The sequence below is a fragment of the Stappia sp. G46H5W genome (assembly GCF_058448995.1).
This window is the reverse complement of record NZ_JBZFLL010000003.1, coordinates 250,724-266,611: the sequence shown is the minus strand read 5'-3', so window position 1 is coordinate 266,611 and position 15,888 is coordinate 250,724. Positions and strand designations below refer to the sequence as shown.

The 15,888-nt window shown below is 67.4% G+C and carries 17 protein-coding genes; 5 read left to right on the top strand and 12 right to left on the bottom strand.

The genetic code is table 11. The annotated features are described in order from the left end of the window. Positions 1-9: 9 nt before the first annotated feature. Complete coding sequence (locus tag ACVJ6E_RS11460; protein WP_120267186.1) at positions 10-663, bottom strand: TetR/AcrR family transcriptional regulator; 654 nt, start codon at positions 661-663, stop codon at positions 10-12. Positions 664-779: 116 nt separating this feature from the next. Here ACVJ6E_RS11460 and ACVJ6E_RS11455 point away from each other — a divergent pair, with 116 nt between their 5' ends. Together ACVJ6E_RS11455 and ACVJ6E_RS11450 are read left to right on the top strand one after the other, a co-directional pair. Then, positions 780-1,985: a matrixin family metalloprotease gene (locus ACVJ6E_RS11455; RefSeq protein ID WP_120267187.1), complete on the top strand. Its 1,206-nt coding sequence runs from the start codon at positions 780-782 to the stop codon at positions 1,983-1,985. Between the two features lie 194 nt (positions 1,986-2,179). Further along, positions 2,180-2,803 carry a PRC-barrel domain-containing protein gene (locus ACVJ6E_RS11450; RefSeq protein WP_120267188.1) on the top strand — a complete coding sequence of 208 codons (624 nt, stop codon included), beginning with the start codon at positions 2,180-2,182 and terminating at the stop codon, positions 2,801-2,803. A gap of 114 nt (positions 2,804-2,917) precedes the next feature. Here the strand turns inward: ACVJ6E_RS11450 and ACVJ6E_RS11445 are convergent, their stop codons facing one another. After that, positions 2,918-3,835 (bottom strand): PhzF family phenazine biosynthesis protein, encoded by a 918-nt coding sequence (locus ACVJ6E_RS11445; protein ID WP_120267189.1) that lies wholly within the window; start codon positions 3,833-3,835, stop codon positions 2,918-2,920. Between the two features lie 208 nt (positions 3,836-4,043). Between ACVJ6E_RS11445 and ACVJ6E_RS11440 the strand changes: the two genes are divergently transcribed. Then, the gene (locus ACVJ6E_RS11440; protein WP_199680969.1) at positions 4,044-4,757 is read left to right on the top strand and encodes an SDR family NAD(P)-dependent oxidoreductase; all 714 of its coding nucleotides are present in this window, start codon (positions 4,044-4,046) and stop codon (positions 4,755-4,757) included. 88 nt (positions 4,758-4,845) lie between these two features. After that, the gene (trhO, locus tag ACVJ6E_RS11435; RefSeq protein WP_120267190.1) at positions 4,846-5,637 is read left to right on the top strand and encodes an oxygen-dependent tRNA uridine(34) hydroxylase TrhO; all 792 of its coding nucleotides are present in this window, start codon (positions 4,846-4,848) and stop codon (positions 5,635-5,637) included. Positions 5,638-5,650: 13 nt separating this feature from the next. Here the strand turns inward: trhO and ACVJ6E_RS11430 are convergent, their stop codons facing one another. The 3 genes from ACVJ6E_RS11430 to ACVJ6E_RS11420 all read right to left on the bottom strand — a co-directional run bounded on the left by ACVJ6E_RS11430 (position 5,651) and on the right by ACVJ6E_RS11420 (position 7,770). Further along, on the bottom strand, positions 5,651-6,532 hold the full coding sequence (locus ACVJ6E_RS11430; protein ID WP_120267191.1) for an SMP-30/gluconolactonase/LRE family protein: 882 nt from the start codon (positions 6,530-6,532) through the stop codon (positions 5,651-5,653). Positions 6,533-6,638: 106 nt separating this feature from the next. Then, positions 6,639-7,073 (bottom strand): response regulator, encoded by a 435-nt coding sequence (locus tag ACVJ6E_RS11425; protein WP_491676470.1) that lies wholly within the window; start codon positions 7,071-7,073, stop codon positions 6,639-6,641. A 196-nt stretch (positions 7,074-7,269) separates the two neighbouring features. After that, positions 7,270-7,770: an Lrp/AsnC family transcriptional regulator gene (locus ACVJ6E_RS11420; RefSeq protein WP_120267193.1), complete on the bottom strand. Its 501-nt coding sequence runs from the start codon at positions 7,768-7,770 to the stop codon at positions 7,270-7,272. A gap of 136 nt (positions 7,771-7,906) precedes the next feature. Here ACVJ6E_RS11420 and ald point away from each other — a divergent pair, with 136 nt between their 5' ends. Continuing rightward, complete coding sequence (ald, locus tag ACVJ6E_RS11415; protein WP_120267194.1) at positions 7,907-9,043, top strand: alanine dehydrogenase; 1,137 nt, start codon at positions 7,907-7,909, stop codon at positions 9,041-9,043. Positions 9,044-9,132: 89 nt separating this feature from the next. On the opposite strand, the gene ACVJ6E_RS11410 is transcribed toward ald, so the two are convergent. The 7 genes from ACVJ6E_RS11410 to edd form a co-directional block, all read right to left on the bottom strand. Continuing rightward, positions 9,133-9,402 (bottom strand): YMGG-like glycine zipper-containing protein, encoded by a 270-nt coding sequence (locus ACVJ6E_RS11410; protein WP_120267195.1) that lies wholly within the window; start codon positions 9,400-9,402, stop codon positions 9,133-9,135. A 126-nt stretch (positions 9,403-9,528) separates the two neighbouring features. Continuing rightward, positions 9,529-9,798, bottom strand: a complete 270-nt coding sequence (locus ACVJ6E_RS11405) for a YMGG-like glycine zipper-containing protein (protein WP_120267196.1) — start codon at positions 9,796-9,798, stop codon at positions 9,529-9,531. A 202-nt stretch (positions 9,799-10,000) separates the two neighbouring features. Next, entirely contained in the window at positions 10,001-11,626 is a 1,626-nt protein-coding gene (pgi, locus tag ACVJ6E_RS11400) for a glucose-6-phosphate isomerase (protein WP_120267197.1), read from the bottom strand. Positions 11,627-11,678: 52 nt separating this feature from the next. Continuing rightward, positions 11,679-12,605, bottom strand: a complete 927-nt coding sequence (locus ACVJ6E_RS11395; protein ID WP_120267198.1) for a calcium/sodium antiporter — start codon at positions 12,603-12,605, stop codon at positions 11,679-11,681. Positions 12,606-12,749: 144 nt separating this feature from the next. Next, positions 12,750-13,073 (bottom strand): hypothetical protein, encoded by a 324-nt coding sequence (locus ACVJ6E_RS11390; protein ID WP_120267199.1) that lies wholly within the window; start codon positions 13,071-13,073, stop codon positions 12,750-12,752. A 147-nt stretch (positions 13,074-13,220) separates the two neighbouring features. Then, positions 13,221-13,865, bottom strand: a complete 645-nt coding sequence (gene eda / locus ACVJ6E_RS11385) for a bifunctional 4-hydroxy-2-oxoglutarate aldolase/2-dehydro-3-deoxy-phosphogluconate aldolase (protein ID WP_120267200.1) — start codon at positions 13,863-13,865, stop codon at positions 13,221-13,223. Between the two features lie 24 nt (positions 13,866-13,889). Then, the gene (gene edd / locus ACVJ6E_RS11380) at positions 13,890-15,725 is read right to left on the bottom strand and encodes a phosphogluconate dehydratase (protein ID WP_120267201.1); all 1,836 of its coding nucleotides are present in this window, start codon (positions 15,723-15,725) and stop codon (positions 13,890-13,892) included. Positions 15,726-15,888 lie beyond the last annotated feature (163 nt).

Here is a 15,888-nt window from a genome sequence, read left to right as displayed (position 1 = left end):
CGGCCGGGGTCAGCTCCGTCCCGACCGTGCGCTGTCGCGCGGAAGCGGCGGATGAAGGGTGATGAACTGGTCGACGGCGCGGAGCGCCTGACCGGCGAAGTCGGCATCCTCGCCGAGCGGAGGCTGGCCGAGCAGCCAGCGGCCATGGGCATCGCGCACGATGAGGCCGTAAAGCGTGCGGTAGGCCTCCGTCGCGTCCTGGAAGTCGATGTGCCCCTGGTCGCGGCCCGCCTCCAGCAGGGTGCGGGCGCGGGTGGCGATGCGCTCGCGGCCGCGCTCCAGCAGCAGGCGGCCGAGCGGGGCGCCGTGCCGGCTGGCATGGGCGATGGCGATCCGGTTGAGCGCCAGCGAGGTGTCGCCGGCCAGCACCGTCAGCAGATCCTCGGCGAAGGTCGCAAGGCGGCCGCGGAATTCGGCAAGGTCGAGGGCGCCCGCGCTCTCGCTCGGCACGCGGACCTTGGCGGCCTGGTGCGCGACGATGGCCGCCAGCAAACCGTCGCGGTCGCCGAACCAGCGATAGAGGCTTTCCTTCGAGCAGTTCGCCGCACGCGCCACCGCCGAGGTGGTCAGCGCCTTCTCGCCGCCATCGACGACAAGACGCAGGGCCGAGGCGAGGACCTCGTTCTGGCGCGGCGTGAAATCGCTGTCGGGGACGGGGGGCATCGGGGGCAAGGTTCTGCGAGCTGGAGAGGCGGGCGAAGCGACGCCGAAGGGGCGGGTTCCGCGCGTGGGAAATTTCTGGTACCGTACGGTACGGTTCGGCGGGCACACTCGCGCGGATGCCGGATCGCGTCAAGGGGAAATCCGGCGCAGAACCCGGCGATCCCGACAGCCCGGCCGGCGTTGCAGAAAAGACACGCCAGACGGACGATCCCTCACGGGAAGCTTGCACCCCTTGCCGACGCAGGGGAATCCGAAGCAGGCTGGTAATCCTAACTAGGGTGTTACGGGGTGCTTCGGGAAAAAAGCGGGGTTCGGCGCAAGGGTGTTTGCGTCAGGCCCGCGGCCTGCAGAGTGAGGGTCCCGACATCCGGCACTGGATGATGCCCGGCGCACAGCCGGCCAGCGACAGCGAGGACCCGCTGCATGATCTTCGGTGGAACTCCGGTTTACGGGCCCGGCTCGCTTTGACCCGCGCGACGATCTCCTCCTCCCTTCGTGCGCTGGTGTTTGCAGCCGCTTTGGCATTGCCGGCTCCGGTTGTCCTGGCCGCCGGCCCCCAGGCCCCAGCCGTCGGTGCAAGGACGCTGCAGCCGCCGGCTCGCACCAAGGCACGTCTGCCGCTGGCACGCCTGTTCACGCCGCTTCGGCTCGAGGGATCGATCCTCAAGTGGGGCGAGCCGCGCGTGGGCACGCCGGCACGGGTGACCTATGCCTTCGCCAGCGGACCGGTCAGCCGTCCCGATGCGCGCAACTGCCGGGAGATGCAGAGCCTCGATCATCTGGCGGAAGCCTCCGGCGAAACGAGCGAGGCGGTCCGCGCGGAAGCGGTCGCCGCGTTTCGCATGTGGAGCGAAGTGAGCGGTCTGGTCTTCGAGGAGGCCGCGGACGGAGACAGCGCGGATATTCTGCTCGGCGCCCAGACGATGCCCCGTGGCTTTGCCTTCACCAACGTGGATTTTGCCCATGAGGATGCGCCCGGCCTCATGGAGGCCGGCGGCTCCGACGGGCGAGGGCTGAACCTGCCTGTCGCAGGAACGGGAAAGGGCGTGCGGACGGCGCCGGTCGCTGCGCGGATCGCGCCGATCACCCGCTCGGCCATCTGCCTCAACCCGGGGCATGACTGGAAGATCGGTTTCGACGGAAACCTTGCCGCCTATGACCTGCGCTACACCTTCGCGCATGAGATCGGCCATGCGATCGGCCTTGATCATCACCTGAAGGGGCTGTCGATCATGCATTTCAAGTATAGTGAAATTTTCCAAGGTCTTCAGGCCGCGGACATTTCCGGTGTGCAGTGGCTTTACGGTCCTCCTGCTCGGTGAAAACAGTCATCCTCTTGCCAGGATCCTGTTGTATGGGGCTGTTTTTCAAAAATATTAAATGATTGTTTTCATGGATCTTGCCCGAAAAGCGAAGGGCCGGAAAAAGATCACGATCGATTCCCAAATTAGTCCGACTGTCCAGCCCCGGCGCCATCCCGGCGTTGCGGGCGAGAGACGCGACAAGGGAGTCGATGATGAAGACGCTTCTTGCGACGACCGCAACGCTTGCAATCCTGTCGGTGGGGCCGGTTTGGGCCCAGTCGGCGACGGAGCCGCAGGTCGACGAGCCTTTGGTGGAGGAAACGCTTCCGGGGGCGGCGATGCCGGCCGACGAGGCGCCGGACACCAAGACGCCGGACACCGAGATGCCGCGGGCCGAGGCCCCGGCCGCCATGCCCGGCGATGCCGCAGCAACCGCCAGCTTCATCGGCGAACAGCAGGACGGCAACTGGCTGACCAGCAGCCTGATCGGCCTCGGCGTCACCAATCCGGAAGGCGAGACCCTCGGCAAGGTTGCCGCGCTCGAGATCGGGCCGGACGGCCAGGTCGTCTCGGTGGTGATCGAGGCCGGTGGCTTCCTGGGCATGGGCGCGCGGCAGGTGGCCGTGCCCTATGAGGCAGTGCAGCACGTGACGGTGACGCCCGGCGAGCATCAACTGATCCTTGCCGCTACGGCGGAGGACCTGGAGACGGCGCCCGACTTCGTCACCCTGGTGCAGAAGCGCCAAGAGGAAGACGCGATCCGCGCCCAGAAGGAGATGGGAGCAGGCCAGCCGGCCGTGGTCGATCCGGCCAATCCCCCGGGCACGGCGCAGTAAACGTGCGGTCGGGTGAACCGGGAACGGGCTGCGGCGTGCCGCGGCCCGTTCCTCATTTGGGCGCCGCGGCGGCACCTTGAGCGAGAGCGCCGGGCGCGCCGCCGGGACAGCGTGTCAGAGAAACAGCTCGCCCTGCGAGACGATGACGGCCTGGCCGCCGATGCGCACGGCTTTCAGCGCGCCGGCGGTGATGTCGATTTCCAGATCGATGAGCGAGGGGCGGCCCATGTCGAAGCCCTGCTCGATCCGCAGGTAATGGGTTCCGTCGGTCAGCTTGTCGAAATGCCGGATGACGCCGGAAAACGCGGCCGCGGCCGCGCCCGTGGCGGGATCCTCGCCGATACCCATGTGCGGGGCGAACATGCGGGCGGCGAAGGTGCTGTCCTGGGAATTGGTCTGCCGGCAATAGAGATAGGCGCCCATTTCGCCGCGGCGGCCGAAGGCTTCCTCCCAGTGACGATGCACGGGAGACACGCGCGACAGGGCATCGAGAGTGGCCACCGGCACGAAGGCGAAGGGCACGCCGGCCTCGAAGGCGCAGGGGCGGTGGTTCTCGAAGCCGATCTCGTTAGGCTCCAGGCCGACGGCGGCGGCGATGATCTCCCTGTCGCCCAGCGGGTCGCAGGGGCGGGGCAGGCGGGGAATGTCGAACTCGGCAAAGCCGGCCGCGCCGTTTTTCAGGACCACGCCGCAGCGCACGTTGCCGACTGTCTCCTCCAGAACGACCATGGCATTGCGGTCGGCGTCTGAATCCATGTCGCCGAACCGTTCCTTGGCCAGCAGGATGGCGGTGCCGACGGTCGGGTGCCCGGCGAAGGGCAACTCGCGGGCAGGGGTGAAGATGCGCAGGCGCGCCGAATGGGCGGGATTTTCCGGCGGAAGGACGAAGACGGTCTCCGACAGATTGAACTCGCGCGCTATCGCCTGCATGCGCGCGTCCGACAGGCCTTCCGCATCCAGCACGACGGCCAGCGGATTGCCGGCAAGCGCCTGGTTGGTGAAGACGTCGAGGACGAAGAAACGTCGAGGCATCGTGGGGTTTCCCTGCTGGACGGTGGCGTCGTTTCGTCTTGCCGGACTTCGCGTTGCGCCGGTCCAGCCGGCGACGGGGCAGACTGTGGCATGGAGGGGCGCCGCTTGCCAACCTGCCTGTGAACAAGCCCTTCCTGCCAGGCTAACGTTTCGTTAACTGCTCGAGTTTCCACAAAACCGCCGGCGATGCCTGCGCGTATGTTTCGGCATGACAATCGATCTCACCAGTTTCACCCAGGGCGGGCTTGCGGTGGTTGCCGGCGCGACCGGCGGCATCGGTTCGGCCCTGCTGCGGCGGATCGAGGCGTGCAGCCGCTTCGACCAGGTGGAGGGGCTGGCGCGCAGCCTGGCCCCAGGCTTCGATCTTGAGGACGAGGAGAGCATTGCCGCTGCGGCTGCTCGGATCTCTGCGGCCGGAGAGCTGCGGCTGTTCATCGATGCCACCGGCCTTTTGAGCGACGCGCGGATGCAGCCGGAAAAGGCGCTGCGCCAGATCGACCCGGCGGCCATGGAGCGCGCGTTTCGCATCAACGCCATCGGTCCGGCGCTGATGATCAAGCATTTTGCGCCGCTGTTTCCGCGCGAGGGCAAGAGCGTGTTCGCAACGCTTTCGGCGAAGGTCGGCAGCATCGGCGACAACCGGCTCGGCGGATGGATCAGCTACCGCGCGTCGAAGGCAGCTCTCAACCAGATCGTTCGCACCGCGTCGATCGAGCTTGCCCGCCGGCAGCCGGAGCTGCTGCTGCTGGCGCTGCATCCAGGCACGGTGGATACGGGACTGTCGCGCCCCTTCGCCCGCGCCGGGCTCACCGTTCGCACGCCGGACGAAGCCGCCGGCCGGTTGCTCGCGGTGATCGATGCCGCAGGGCGCGAGGACAGCGGCGCCTTCCTCTCCCATGACGGCGAAAGGCTGCCGTTCTAGCGCTGGGCCAGCATGTTGCCAGCGAGGAAGCGGCGAGTGTAGAAGGCTCGGCAGGCCGAGACCTTCGCCGACGAGCCCCGACGCAGCCATGACCGACATCCGCATTTCCGCCTTCTATCACTTTGCGCCTCTGCCGGACTACGAGGCCCTGCGCCAGCCGCTGCTGGATGTTGCCGGGTCGGCCGGCGTGCGCGGGTCGATCCTGCTGGCCAGCGAGGGCGTCAACGGAACCATCGCGGGGCCCGAGGCGGGAATTATGCAGGTGCTCGCCTGGCTGAGGGCCGACCCTCGTCTTGCAGCTCTTGAGGAGAAGGCCTCCTGGGCCGATCGCATTCCCTTCGCCCGCCTCAAGGTGCGGCTGAAGCGGGAGATCGTCAGTCTCGGCGTCGAGGGGATCGATCCGACCCGGGAGGTCGGCACCTATGTGGCGCCGCAGGACTGGAACGATCTCATCAGCGACCCGGACGTTCTCGTCATCGACACGCGCAACGACTACGAGGTTGCCTTCGGGACGTTCGAGGGGGCGAACTCGCCCGATACCCGCTCGTTCCGCGCCTTCCCCGAATGGCTGCGCCAGCAACGCGAGGAGGCCTGCGCTCCGCGCAAGGTGGCGATGTTCTGCACCGGCGGCATCCGCTGCGAGAAGGCGAGCGCGTTGCTGCTCTCGGAAGGCTTCGAGGAGGTCTACCACCTGGAAGGCGGCATCCTGAACTATCTGGAAAAGGTGCCGCAGGAAGAAAGCCTGTGGCGGGGCGACTGTTTCGTCTTCGACGAGCGGATCGCCGTCGACCATGCGCTGCGCCCGACCTGGGGGCAGAACGCGCCGGACGAGGCGCTACCGGTCCTGCCGCGGGATCTGGCGCGCGGCACCGAGGGCTGACGCCGCGCTCCGGCTAGAGGCGGAAGCGCGAGGCCGGCAGGCCGGTTGCCCCGGTCTTCAGGACGAACAGGCGGCCCGAATCCGGGAACTCGGAGAGCAGGTCCGGAGCATTGTGCGGGCGCAGGCTCGTCACCACCAATTCATCCAGCGTGGGACCACAGAAACAGGGCATGGTCGGGCGCGGCACCGGCATGGCAATCGCCTCGATAAGTGTGCCGTCGGGCGCAAAGCAGTTGAGCAGGCCGGCGGAAACGCCCGCTGACCAGTAGCGCCCTTCCGCATCCACCGTGCCGCCATCGGGGCGCCCGGTCTCGTTGGTCAGCTGCGCGAAAAGGCGCCGGGCGGAGATCGCGCCGGTCGCCGCGTCGAAATCCCAAGCCTCGATATGCCCCGGCCGGCTGTCCGCATGATAGAGCACGGTTCCCTCGGGCGACCAGGCAAGGCCGTTGGAAACGGTGACGCCGTCGACAAGGCGTTTCGCGCCGCCCGTGCGGGCCACCCGGTAGAGCGCGCCGATGGGCTGGCGGTCGGGGCGGTCGTCCATGGTGCCGACATAGAAGGCGCCGTCCGGCCCTACCTTGCCGTCGTTGAGGCGGGTGCGGGCATCGTCCGTCTCGATCTCTGCCAGAAGCTCCATGGCGCCGGTGGACAGGGTGAAGAGCACCACCCGGTCGCGCAGGGCGACGACCAGCCGGTCCTCGTCCTCCGTCAGCCCGAGAGAGCCGACGACATCGGGCATCTCCCAGTGCTGTTCCTCGCGGCTCTGCCAGTCGAGCGCATGGATGCGCTTGCCGAGGATGTCGCACCAGTAGAGGCGCTGCAGGCGCTCGTCCCAGGTCGGGCCTTCGGCAAGCTCGCAGCGGGTGTTGCTGAGGCGGGAAATTGCATGGGCCACGGGGTGCTCCTGAGACTGGGAAACGGGTCTCCGTTGTCGGACGACAGGCGCACGTGATCAAGCACCTTGCGCAGGGCAGGTGCAACCGGATGAGGAGGTGATGGGTTCAGGCCCGCGCCTTGTTGCAGTGGGGCCGGGGATTGCGCCGCGCAAGCACGGTGCGCAAGATGCCGGCGGCAAGGCGGGCGATGCAGTCCATGGAGTCCGGCTTGGTGAAAACCGCATCGGCGCCGGCGGCAAGGGCGCGTTCGCTCGTCGCCGCGTCTTCTGCCGTGGACAGGATGATGATCGGGGTCGCATCGAGGCAGGACTTCTGCCGCAGGGCGGCCAGAACATCGAGGCCGGTCAGGCCCGGCATGTTCATGTCGAGGAGAATGGCATCGGGAAGCGGCGCGCTGGTGGCAAGGGCCTGCTCGATCTGTGCAAGTGCGTCGGCGCCGTCGGCGGCTGCGATCAGCGACAGCTCTCCAGGCTCCGGACAGGCGCGCATGAACAGGTGCCCGAACATCCAGAGATCGTCGGGATCATCGTCCACGATCATCAGCGTCAAGTCGGATCCGCTTGCAGAAACCGCTTCTGCTCTCATAGCTGGGCTGCCAAGGCGATAGCTCGCGAAATTTCCGGAACACGAACCCAGTCTATCAGTAAATTAGACAGGGTTCCATAAAGTCGACTGCCGACCTTTTAGGCAGTAGTGACAGGGCGCTCGGGAAATCCGCGTGCGGGACCGTTCCGGTTCAGCGGTCGTCTTCGTCCGGCAGGGGATAGGCGGTGCTGCGGGCGATGGTGCGGATCGCGAAGGACGAGCGCATCCGCGAGACGCCCGGCAGGCGGGCGAGGTGATCGCGGTGGATGCGTTCGAAGTCGATGGGATCGGCAGCGGTGATGCGTAGCAGGTAATCGGCGTCGCCCGCCATCAGATGGCACTCCATGATCTCCGGCGAACGGGCGACCGCCTGCTCGAAGCGGGTCAGCACGTCGTTCGACTGCGAGGTCAGGGAAATCTCGACGAAGATGTTCATCCGCCTGCCGATGCGGGCTTGGTCCAGCAGGGCGACGTAACGGTCGATGACGCCGCTGTCCTCCAGCATGCGGACCCGGCGCAGGCAGGCCGAGGCCGACAGGCCGACCGCTTCGGCAAGATCGGCATTGGCAATGCGCCCGTCCACCTGCAGCAGGGACAGGATGTGACGGTCGATCCGGTCCAGTCTCGCGGTTTCCTTCGAATATTGTTTCATAACTTGTCGTTTCTGCGCCTGGATATTGCGTAGATTGTGAAGGGAAGGGTGACAACGCAAGCAAATTCGACGCGTTTTGCCGTAACGTCTTCGATTATCCCGACCGCATGGCGGTCGAGTACGGAGGAGGTTCGAAATGCGCGTCGGTGTCCCCAAGGAAATCAAGAACCACGAGTATCGCGTCGGCCTGACCCCGGACAGCGTCCGGGAACTGGTGGCCAACGGCCATGAGGTGCTGGTCGAGACCGGCGCCGGGCAGGGCATCGGCGCGGACGATTCCGTCTACGAGGCGGCCGGCGCTTCGATCGCCGCCACTCCGGCCGAGGTGTTCGAAGCCTCCACCATGATCGTCAAGGTCAAGGAGCCGCAGGCTTCCGAGCGGGCGATGCTGCGGCCGGATCATCTGCTCTTCACCTATCTGCATCTGGCGCCGGATGCGCCGCAGACGGCCGATCTCGTCAGGTCGGGCGCGACCTGCATTGCCTACGAGACGGTCACGGATGCGCGCGGCGGACTGCCGCTGCTGTCGCCGATGTCGCAGGTGGCGGGACGGCTTTCGGTGCAGGCGGGCGCGACCGCGCTGGAGCGCGCCCATGGCGGCGCCGGCGTTCTGCTCGGCGGCGTGCCGGGCGTGGCGCCGGCCAAGGTGGTGGTGATCGGCGGCGGTGTCGTCGGTGCTCATGCCATCACCATGGCGCTGGGCCTCGGTGCCGATGTGACGGTTCTCGACCGCTCCATCGATGTGCTGGGCAACCTGTCGGCCCGGTTCGGCGCTGCGCTGCGCACGGTCTACTCCACCCGCTCGGCGGTGGAGCAGTATGTGCTGGAGGCGGATCTGGTGATCGGCGCGGTGCTGGTGCCGGGTGCGGCGGCGCCCAAGCTGGTCACGGCGGACCACGTGCGCCGCATGAAGGCCGGCTCGGTGCTCGTGGATGTCGCCATCGACCAGGGCGGCTGTTTCGAGACCTCGCATGCGACGACGCATGCTGAGCCGACCTATGTGGTCGACGATGTCGTGCACTACTGCGTTGCCAACATGCCGGGCGCGGTGCCGCGCACCTCGACCTATGCGCTCAACAACGCGACGCTGCCCTTCACCCTGGCGCTGGCCAACAACGGCTATCGCAAGGCTCTGGCGGACAATCCGCACCTGATGAACGGCCTCAACGTGCATGCCGGGCAGGTGACCTGTGAGGCGGTCGCGACCGCGCTCGGCTACGACTATGTCGCGCCGGCCAAGGCGCTGGGCAAGGCGGCGGCCGCCGCCGCCTGATCTCGGCTCCAGGGTTTCCTGAGCTCAAACGAAAACAGCCGGCCAGGGTGTCCTGGCCGGCTGTTTTGCCTGTGAAGGATGGCTTTCGCTTACCGGCAGGCTACCCGGTAGGCGCGGCCGTAGCGGTCGTATTCGACACAGTTCTTCGGCGTGGTGGCCGCACCGACCACTGCACCGCCGGCTGCGCCGATCGCACCGCCGACGAGCGCGCCGCCGACATCGCCGGTCGTCGCAGCGCCGATGGCTGCGCCGGTGGCAGCACCGAGACCGCCGCCGACGAGAGCACGGTCGGACTGGCTGTCGGACTGACAAGCGGCAAGAAGCAGGGCGGTCGCCGAAACGATCACGAGTTTATGCATGAAATTCGCCTCCGATTGGTTGGCCGATCTGCGCTTCGACGAAACGCATGCTCCACCGCAACGGGTGGCCGGAGCTTCCGTTGCGGCGGTCAGGCATGTCCCTCTCGGGCAGGCGAGTTTCGACCCTTACGGGCAGGCAACCCGATAGCGGCGGCCGTAGCGATCACGCGCGACGCAGTTCTTCGGTGTCGTGGCCGAACCGACCATGGCACCGCCCACACCGCCGATGACGCCACCGACGAGCGCGCCGCCGACATCACCGGTCGCCGCCGCACCGATCACCGCACCTGTCGCGGCGCCAAGGCCACCGCCGACAAGCGTACGGTCGCGCTGGCTGTCGGACTGGCACGCTGCCAGCAGAAGCGCAGCCGCGCCCACAAGAACAATCCTGACCATCCTATAACTCCTCACGTGTCCACATGGTTCCGGCGAATGTCGCCTCCCGGCAGGCGCCGCGGCAGGGAGACGGAGAGTCATTCCTGCGTTGGCTCCTATCTGAGCACCAAAACCGACCCCAGTCTAGCGGCACGCTAAGGCGAAGCTGTGACGCAGATCATCGTTTGACGTTCTTGCCGAAGAGGCGGTTAACGCTCCGATATCAACGGCTTCGCAGGTGGGCAAGCAGTCCGAGGGTCGAGCTGTCGCGGCCCTGGGCCGGTTCGCGGCCGTCGAGCATGGGCAGCAGCTCGTTGGCGAGCACCTTGCCGAGCTCCACGCCCCACTGGTCGAAGGAGTTGATGTTCCAGATCGCGCCTTCCACGAACACGCGATGTTCGTAAAGGGCGATGAGGCGGCCGAGCGCACGAGGCGTCAAGCGGTCGTGGACGATTGTTAGCGAGGGCCGGTTGCCGGGGAACACCTTGTGCGGGGCAAGGCGGGCGACCTCCGCCACCGACTTTCCTTCGCTTGCAAGCAGTGCCTCGGCTTCCTCGCGCGTGCGCCCGTTCATCAAGGCTTCCGACTGCGCGAGGCAGTTGGCGACCAGCAGGGCGTGATGATGGGCAAGCTCCGGCTCGTGCCCGGTTGCCGCGACGATGAACTCGCAAGGGATCACGTCCGTGCCCTGGTGCAGCAGCTGGTAGAAAGCGTGCTGGCCGTTGGTGCCCGGCTCGCCCCAGACGAGCGGCCCGGTGGCGCAGTCGACGGGTGCGCCGGCTAGCGTCACGCGCTTGCCGTTCGATTCCATATCGAGCTGCTGGAGATAGGCGGGCAGACGCGCAAGGCGCTGGTCGTAGGGAAGGATGGCGCGGGCGGGAAAGCCGCAGAAGTTGCGGTGCCAGATCCCGGCAAGTCCCAGCAGGACCGGCAGGTTTTGCGTCGCCTCGGCTTCCAGGAAATGCCGGTCGAGCGCATGGGCGCCCTCCAGAAAGGCGGCGAAATCCTCGGGCCCGACGGCGATCATCACCGGCAGGCCGATGGCCGACCAGACCGAATAGCGCCCGCCGACCCAGTCCCAGAAACCGAAGATGCGGGCGGGATCGATGCCGAAGGCACCGACCTTTTCCAGCGCGGTGGAGACGGCGGCGAAATGCGCGCCGACGGCGTCTTCCCCCAGGGCCTTGACGATCCACTGCCGCGCCGTGCGGGCATTGGTCATGGTCTCGATGGTGGTGAAGGTCTTGGACGCGACGATGATCAGCGTCGAGCGCGGGTCGAGCCCTTGCAGAGTGTCGGCGATATGGGCGCCGTCGACATTCGAGACGTAGTGCAGGCGCGGTCCGTCGGCGAAGGGCGACAGGGCGGCCGTCACCATGGCCGGGCCGAGATCCGAGCCGCCTATGCCGATATTGACCACGTCCGTGAAGGGGCGTCCGGCGGCGGAGAGGATCGACCCGTAGCGAATCCCACGGGCAAAGCCCTCCATCCGCGCCAGCGTTTCGCGCACGCTCGGCATGACGTCGCGCCCGCCCACCAGCACGGGAGTTTCGCCCCGGTTGCGCAGGGCGACATGCAGCACGGCGCGCGCCTCGGTGGCGTTGATCGCCTCGCCGGCGAACATCGCCGTGCGGCGTGCTTCCATGCCCCGGTCGCGGGCGAAGGCGGCCAGGGCCGCGATGGTATCGCGGTCCCAGTGCATCTTCGACAGATCGAGCAGCAGATCCTCGAAGCGGAAGGAAAGGCTGTCGAACCGGCCCGGGTCCTGCGCGAACAGGTGGCGAAGGCCGGCGGCGCGGAACGCCTCGGCCTTCTGCTTCAGGTCTTGCGGGAACGCAGGTCCGGTCATGGCTGTACTCCTCCTCATGGGTTGGGCGGTGCCGCCAGGACCAGACAGTGCGTCAGACGAACAGCACGACGCAATACCAGGCATAGACGGCAAGAAGGGCCAGGCCTGCCCATCGGGGCACGCGGTGCACGACTGTCAGCAGTGCCGCGATGGCAAGGGAGACCGCAAGCATCACCGGGATGTCGAAGGCCACCATTTGCGGGGCCACGGGGACAGGGGAGATGGCGGCGGTCACGCCCAAGATACCGAGAATGTTGAAAATGTTCGACCCGACGACGTTGCCGACGGCGATTTCCGGCTGGCGCTTCATGGCAGCAACGACCGAGGTGGCGAGCTCCGGCAGGCTGGTGCCCACCGCGACGATGGTCAGGCCGATCACCGCGTCCGAAACGCCCACGCCGCGCGCCAGGCTGGTCGCTCCATCGACCAGGAAGTCCGCCCCGAAGACGAGGGCGGCAAGACCGGCTGCAAGGAAGCCGAGCATCTGCCAGAGCTTCAGCGAGGAACCGGTGTCGGGCTCTTCCGCGCCCTGCGAGCGGCCGCGGATGGCGCCGTAGACGAGATAGGCGGCGAGCAGCGTCAGGAGCAGCAGGCCCTGCCAGCCGGCGATCCGCCCATCCATGGCAAGGACCGCCAGCAAGCCGGCGCTGGCCAGCATCACCGCAAGGTCCCGCGAGAGGCCGGGAATGCGCGTTGGCAGCGGCGCGACCAGCACGGCAAGCCCGAGAATGAGCAGGATGTTGGCCGTATTCGAGCCGACGACGTTGCCGACGGCGATATCCGGCAGGCCGGCGAAGGCGGCGTTCAGCGAGACCAGCAGCTCGGGCATGGAGGTGCCGAAGCCGACGATGGTCAAGCCGATCAGCAGCGGGGGAACGCAGAGGCGGGCCGCCAGCGCCACGGCGCCGCGCACGAGAAGATCGCCGCCGAAGAACAGCAGGACGAGACCGAGGCCCACAAGGGCGATGTCGAGGAGCATGACAATTCCGATCCGGGCATTCGCTGGACGCATCCGTCCCTCGAAGCCATGGCAAGGCCCAGGTCTTGAGAACCGGGGCAGGGCATCCGGGCTCGCCGGCCGGCACACGCGCGCCGCCGGCAAGCGTTCCTTGGAGGAACGCGCTTACCCGGTCCGGGTTGTCGATCCTCGCACTTGGCGATCGGAAGAGACAGGGAGCAAGTCCAGCTCGCCGCGAACGGCGAGGACGGCCAGGCGCCAGGTGGCGAAGGCGGCGAGCGGCAGGACCAGCGCGGAGAGGACGATGGCGCTGACCGAGCTGAGCGACATGATGCCGATGAAGGCCCAAAGGAAGCCGAGGGTCATTGCCCAGATTTCGGCGGCAAAGAGCAGCGTTGCAGAGACGACGACAATGAAGAAGGTCAGGCCCGGACGGACTTTCGTCCGGGCTGCAACCGCCGGGGTGGCGGTATCCTGCGACTGTGACATGGATGGATGCCTCATGGAGTGCGGACGAGTGGGTCCGCAGCCAGAAGCAGATGGGAACGGCAAAAATCCCCTTCAAGGGCGAGGACAGGCCAGCGGCAAGATTATTTTCTGCCAAGGCCTGCTCCCTTTCTCGTGCGGGGCCGCGGGTCAGGCCGACAGCTGTGCCGCCTGGCGTGCACGGGCCTCGATGCCGTCCCAATCCTCGGCGGCTACCGCATCCGGCCCGGCGATCCATGAGCCACCGACGCACACGACATTCGGCAGACCGAGATAGGTAGGGGCGGTCTTCTCGGTGATACCGCCGGTCGGGCAGAAGCGCGCGGCCGGCAGCGGCGAGGCAAGCGACTTGAGCAGATTGGCGCCGCCGACAGCCTCGGCCGGGAACAGCTTCAGGCGCGAGTAGCCGGCCTCCAGCAGCTTCATCACTTCCGAGGCGGTGGAGCTGCCCGGCAGCAGCGGCACGTCGTGGTCGGATGCGGCCGCCAGCAGCCGGTCGGTCGCACCGGGCGACACGACGAAGGTGGCGCCGGCCTCCACAGCAGCCTGATACTGCGCGGCATCGAGAACGGTGCCTGCCCCGACGAAGGCGCCTTCCACCTCGGCGGCGACGGCGCGGATCGCCTCAAGCGCCTTCGGCGTGCGCAGCGTGATCTCGATGGCCGGAAGGCCGCCGCGCACCAGCGCGCGGGCCATCGGCACAGCCTTGGCGGGGTCTTCCACGATCAGCACCGGAATGACCGGGGCTGCCTGCATGATCCGGTCGAGGCGTTCGGTGTTCTGGCTTGTGGCCATAAGGTCAGTCTCCGTGAAGGGGCATCACGCGGCAAAGCCGCTGTTGCCGAATACGTGGGCGCCCTGGTCGGCGGGACCGGCGAAGGCGCGGAAGGCGGCGAAAAGGTCCCGGCCAACGCCGTGCTGGTGGGCCGAAAGGTCGGCGGTCGAGGGCGTGCGCGCAGCGAACTCCGCCGCATCGACCAGCACCTCGAGCCGGCCCGCAGGGGCGTCGACGCGCAGGAGGTCTCCGTCGCGGATGCGGGAGATGGGGCCGCCGTCGACAGCTTCCGGCGTGACATGGATTGCGGCCGGGACCTTGCCGGAGGCGCCCGACATACGCCCGTCGGTGACCAGCGCGACCTTGATGCCGCGATCCTGCAGCACGCCGAGCGCCGGCGTCAGCTTGTGCAGTTCCGGCATGCCGCAGGCGCGCGGCCCCTGGAAAGGCAGGACGGCGATGAAGTCCGAGGTGAGCTCTCCCGCCTTGAAGGCGGCCTGCAGGGCTTCCTGCGAGGCGAAGACGCGGGCCGGAGCCTCCACGATTTGCCGCTCCGGCGCGACGGCGGAAACCTTGATCACGGCGCGGCCGAGATTGCCCTCAAGGACCGTGAGGCCGCCGTTCTTCTGGAACGGCTCGCTCGCCGTCGACAGGACCTTCGGATCGCCGCTTTCGCGGGTTGCCGGCACCCAGGCGACGCCGCCTTCCCCGGTGAGGCGTGCCTCGCTCGTATAGGAGTCCAGCCCGGTACCGTTGACGGTGCGCACGTCGCGATGCAGCAGGCCTGCTTCGAGCAGTTCGCCGATCAGGTAACCCATGCCGCCGGCTGCCTGGAAGTGGTTCACGTCCGCAAGCCCGTTCGGATAGATGCGGGCGATCAGCGGCACCACGTCGGAGAGGTCCGAAATGTCGTCCCAGGTGAGGCGGATGCCGGCGGTGGCGGCGATGGCGACCAGATGCAGGGTGTGGTTGGTGGAGCCGCCGGTGGCATGCAGGCCGACGACGCCGTTGACGATGGCGCGCTCGTCGATCATCTCGCCGACCGGCGTATAGGCATTGCCGAGGGCGGTGAGTGCCAGCGCGCGCTTTGCCGCCTCGCGGGTCAGCGCATCGCGCAGCGGCGTGTTGGGATGGACGAAGCTGGCGCCCGGCAGGTGCAGGCCCATGATCTCCATCAGCATCTGGTTGGAATTGGCGGTGCCGTAGAAGGTGCAGGTGCCCGGCGAGTGGTAGGACTTGCTCTCGGCCTCCAGCAGTTCGGCGCGGCCGATCTTGCCTTCCGCATAGAGCTGGCGGGTCTTGGCCTTCTCATCGTTGGGTAGGCCCGAGGGCATCGGACCGGCGGGGACGAACACGGCGGGCAGATGGCCAAAGGACAGCGCCCCGATCATAAGGCCCGGAACGATCTTGTCGCAGATGCCGAGGAAGACGGCGGCGTCGAACATCTGGTGCGACAGGCCGATGGCGGTCGACATGGCGATCACGTCGCGGGAAAACAGCGACAGCTCCATGCCGCTCTGGCCCTGGGTGATGCCATCGCACATGGCCGGCACGCCGGCGGCGACCTGGGCGACAGCACCGACCTCGCGCGCCGCATCGCGGATCAGGCCGGGAAAGCGCTCGTAGGGCTGGTGCGCCGACAGCATGTCGTTATAGGCGGTGATGATGCCGAGGTTCGGCACCACGTCGCCGGCCAACCGCTCCTTGTCGGTTACCCCGCAGGCCGCAAAGCCGTGGGCAAGGTTGCCGCAGGAGAGCGTCGAGCGGCGCGGGCCGTTTTCGGCAGCAAGGCGGATGCGGTCCAGATACTGGCCGCGACTGGTTCGGCTGCGCTCGACAATGCGCTCGGTCACGGCGGCGATGGTGGGATGAAGGCTCATGGCGGTTTCCGTCCTTTCGGTTGCGGTCTGTCCGGCGGGAGTGATCCTGATGGCTCACTTCGGATGACCGGCGATCCTGTTGGACCGGCAGGCAGGGCCTGTTCCGGCACGACGTTTAAATCGATTTAATTTGCCTTTCAACCGGGATGCACGTGCGGCATCC